Origin of the sequence: Bradyrhizobium sp. (assembly GCF_035309285.1) — a bacterium.
GTDB lineage: Bacteria > Pseudomonadota > Alphaproteobacteria > Rhizobiales > Xanthobacteraceae > Bradyrhizobium.
The window spans coordinates 1-3,771 of record NZ_DATGFH010000066.1 but is presented as its reverse complement, the minus strand read 5'-3'; the positions used below and the strand labels follow the sequence as shown (position 1 = coordinate 3,771).

Here is a 3,771-nt window from a genome sequence, read left to right as displayed (position 1 = left end):
AGCGGCAAGAAGATCACCTTCATCGATACGCCCGGCCACGCCGCGTTCACCGCGATGCGCGCCCGCGGCGCCAAGGTCACCGACATCGTGGTGCTGGTAGTAGCCGCCGACGACGGCGTGATGCCGCAGACGGTGGAAGCGATCAACCACGCCAAGGCGGCGAAGGTGCCGATGATCGTCGCGATCAACAAGATCGACAAGCCCGATGCCAGGCCCGAGCGCGTACGCACCGAGCTGTTGCAGCACGAGGTGCAGGTCGAATCGCTCGGCGGCGAGGTCGTCGACGTCGAGGTCTCCGCCAAGAACAAGACTAATCTCGATCGTTTGCTCGAGATGATCGCGCTGCAGGCCGACATCCTCGAGCTCAAGACCAATTCCGAACGCCCGGCCGAAGGCACCGTGATCGAAGCCAAGCTCGACCGCGGCCGCGGGCCGGTGGCGACCGTGCTGGTCCAGCGCGGCACGCTGCGGATCGGCGACATCGTGGTCGCCGGCGCCGAGATGGGCCGCGTCCGCGCGCTGATCTCCGATCAGGGCGAGACTGTCGAGGAAGCGGGACCGTCGGTCCCCGTCGAGGTGCTCGGCTTCAATGGTCCGCCGGAAGCCGGCGATCGTCTCGCGGTGGTCGAGAACGAAGCCCGTGCCCGCCAGATCACGAGCTATCGCGCGCACCAGAAACGCGAGAACGCCGCAGCCTCGATCTCCGGCATGCGCGGCTCGCTCGAGCAGATGATGTCGCAGCTCAAGACCTCGGGCCGTAAGGAATTCCCGCTGGTCGTCAAAGCGGACGTGCAGGGCTCGCTCGAAGCCATTCTCGGCTCGCTCGAAAAGCTCGGCACCGACGAGGTCACGGCGCGCATCCTGCACGCGGGCGTCGGTGGCATCTCCGAGTCCGACGTCACACTTGCGGAAGGCTTCAACGCCGCGATCATCGGCTTCTCGGTCCGAGCCAACAAGGAGGCGGCGGCCGCCGCCAAGCGCAGCGGCATCGAGATCCGCTACTACAATATCATCTACGACCTTGTGGATGACGTGAAGAAAGCCATGAGCGGCCTGCTCGCGCCCACTTTGCGCGAGACCATGCTCGGCAATGCGCAGATCCTGGAAATCTTCAATATTTCCAAGGTCGGCAAGGTTGCGGGCTGTCGCGTCACCGACGGCACGGTGGAGCGCGGCGCCAATGTGCGGTTGATCCGCGACAACGTCGTCGTGCATGAAGGCAAGCTTTCGACACTGAAGCGCTTCAAGGATGAAGTGAAAGAGGTGCAAGCGGGTCAGGAATGCGGCATGGCGTTCGAGAGCTACCACGACATGCGCGTCAACGACGTTATCGAGTGTTATCGTGTGGAGACGATCCAGCGCTCGCTGTAAGTCCAAATCTTACGAAGCGTTTCGTCTCATTTCGTCATTGCCGGGGCAAAAGCGCGAAGCGCGTCTTCGCTTTCGAGCCCCGGCAATCCATCCGCCGAAGGCGGATTCTTGAAATGAAAAGATGGATGCCCGGGCCTCCGCCGCGCCGAAGGGGTAACTTAATGCGATGTGCCTCGAACGGGTTCGGCCCCGCAGGCGGGTCAAGCCCGGGCATGACAAGGTGAATTCCTATGCCTCGCCATCACCAGAAGAAGAATGCGGCAGCAGGCGGCTCGCAGCGTCAATTGCGCGTCGGCGAAGCCGTGCGCCACGCTGTTGCCGATATTCTCGCGCACGGTAGCGTTCACGACAGCGACCTTGAAGGCCACATCATTACGGTGCCGGAGGTTCGAATGTCGCCGGACCTGAAACTTGCAACCATTTATGTGATGCCGCTCGGCGGACGCGACACGGATATCGTGATGGCGGCGCTGGAGCGCAACAAGAAGTATCTGCGCGGCGAGGTCGCGCGGCGCGTTAACCTAAAATTTGCTCCCGATATCCGCTTTCGCGTCGACGATCGATTCGACGAAGCGGAACGGATCGAGAAATTACTGCGAACGCCTGCGGTACAGAGAGACCTCGCACCCGATTCGGATGAAGATTGATGATTGCAACCCCCGCAAAAAACGTTTTCGAAACCAACGCGCGCGACGCCGACGAAAATATTTTTTCGGATTCGCGCGCCGAGGAGTCCCGTCGCGTCAACAACGATCCGCGCGAGAGGCAGCCGAAGCCAAATCAGCAGCCGCGCCGCGACAAGCGTGACATCCATGGCTGGATCGTGCTCGACAAGCCGATCGGCATGACATCGACACAAGCGGTCGCCGTGGTGAAGCGGCTGTTCTCGGCCAAGCGCGCCGGACACGCCGGCACGCTCGATCCGCTCGCCTCCGGCGGTCTGCCGATCGCGCTTGGTGAGGCGACCAAGACCGTTCCCTTCGTGATGGACGGCCGCAAGCGTTACCGCTTCACGGTGTGCTGGGGCGAGGAGCGCGACACCGACGACACCGAGGGTGAGGTCGTAACGGCGAGCGAGGCGCGGCCCACGATAGAGGCGATTCGCGCGCTATTGCCGCGCTTCACCGGCCTGATCGAGCAAACTCCGCCGCGCTATTCCGCGGTCAAGATTCAGGGCGAGCGCGCCTATGACCTGGCGCGGGACGGGGAGGTCGTGGAGCTGGCCCCCCGCCCGGTCGAGATTCACCAATTAGTTCTTATAGAACAAATAGATAACAGCCGTTCAGTGTTCGAGGCGGAATGTGGGAAGGGAACCTATGTGCGGGCACTGGCCCGCGATATCGGCCGAATTCTCGGCTGTTTTGGCCATATCTGCGCGCTGCGACGGACCCTGGTCGGCCCGTTCGGCGAGAACGACATGATTCTGCTGGAACAGTTGGAGGCTTTGTGCAATAGAGCCGCGTCTGGCGAGGGCAGCCTCGCCGACGCGCTTTTGCCCGTTGAGACCGCGCTGGACGACATCCCGGCACTGGCCGTCACTCGGGCTGATGCGGCAAGGCTCCACAGGGGCCAGGCCGTTTTGTTGCGCGGACGGGATGCGCCCAATAGTAGCGGCACAGTCTATGTCACGGTGGCAGGCCGGCTTCTCGCGCTTGCCGAAGTGACCAATGGCGAAATCATCCCCAAGCGCGTGTTCAACCTGACCGGACTGACAGCCAGTGCCGGTCGCAACGAGAAAGTTTGACGATGTCGATTACCGCGCAGCGCAAGGCGGAAGTCATCAAGGCGAGTGCCACCAAGTCCGGCGACACCGGCTCCCCGGAGGTTCAGGTCGCGATCCTGTCGGAACGCATCAACAACCTCACGGATCATTTCAAGACCCACGTGAAGGACAATCATTCACGCCGCGGCCTCTTGAAGCTGGTGTCGACGCGCCGCTCGCTTCTGAACTACCTGAAGAAAACGGACGAAGCGCGTTACAAGGCGCTCATCGAAAAGCACAACATTCGTCGTTGAGCTTCTGTTGAAGTACACGCGCGTCGCTTGGCGCGCGTTGTTGCATGGTCGCTCGAGAGCCGGCGTTTAGCGGTTTTCGAAACCGGTCATGCCTAGGGGCATGAAGCAGAAACCATTCATGCTCTGATTCGAACGTCCAGCAGCAATCCGGCCGCTGGGCACAAACGGGCAAGGTGCCCGTGACTTGAAGCGAAAGGATGGACGCCATCCTAAAACCAGAAACCATGGCAGGATCGCCGGATGCTGACGCAGCATTGCGCTCAGCATCCGGCAATCTTGCGCATGGTTTTTGTTCTTTGGCGTCCCTCTTTTCGTGAACCCATGAAAGAAGATCGAAATGTTTAATATTCATTCAGTCGAGATCGACTGGGGTGGACGTCCCCT

Annotated in this window: 4 protein-coding genes; all 4 read left to right on the top strand. The window is 61.4% G+C overall.

Annotated elements, in window-relative coordinates; all coding sequences use genetic code 11:
* Positions 1 to 1,371: translation initiation factor IF-2 (infB, locus tag VKR55_RS13050; RefSeq protein WP_324403833.1), on the top strand; the 1,371-nt coding region annotated here is incomplete at its 5' end.
* A 230-nt stretch (positions 1,372 to 1,601) separates the two neighbouring features.
* Positions 1,602 to 2,018 (top strand): 30S ribosome-binding factor RbfA, encoded by a 417-nt coding sequence (gene rbfA, locus VKR55_RS13045; protein WP_324403831.1) that lies wholly within the window; start codon positions 1,602 to 1,604, stop codon positions 2,016 to 2,018.
* Positions 2,018 to 3,115: a tRNA pseudouridine(55) synthase TruB gene (gene truB / locus VKR55_RS13040; protein ID WP_324403830.1), complete on the top strand. Its 1,098-nt coding sequence runs from the start codon at positions 2,018 to 2,020 to the stop codon at positions 3,113 to 3,115. The genes rbfA and truB overlap by 1 nt, the downstream gene beginning before the upstream one ends.
* A gap of 2 nt (positions 3,116 to 3,117) precedes the next feature.
* A complete protein-coding gene (gene rpsO / locus VKR55_RS13035; protein ID WP_324403828.1) occupies positions 3,118 to 3,387 on the top strand; it encodes a 30S ribosomal protein S15 in 270 nt (89 codons plus the stop codon).
* The last annotated feature ends 384 nt before the right edge of the window (positions 3,388 to 3,771 follow it).

What these genes read in the sequence shown, in the direction of transcription:
- rbfA (WP_324403831.1), top strand. Translation starts at nt 1,602, where the DNA reads ATGCCTCGCCATCACCAGAAGAAGAATGCGGCAGCAGGCGGCTCGCAG.
- truB (WP_324403830.1), top strand. Translation starts at nt 2,018, where the DNA reads ATGATTGCAACCCCCGCAAAAAACGTTTTCGAAACCAACGCGCGCGAC.
- rpsO (WP_324403828.1), top strand. Translation starts at nt 3,118, where the DNA reads ATGTCGATTACCGCGCAGCGCAAGGCGGAAGTCATCAAGGCGAGTGCC.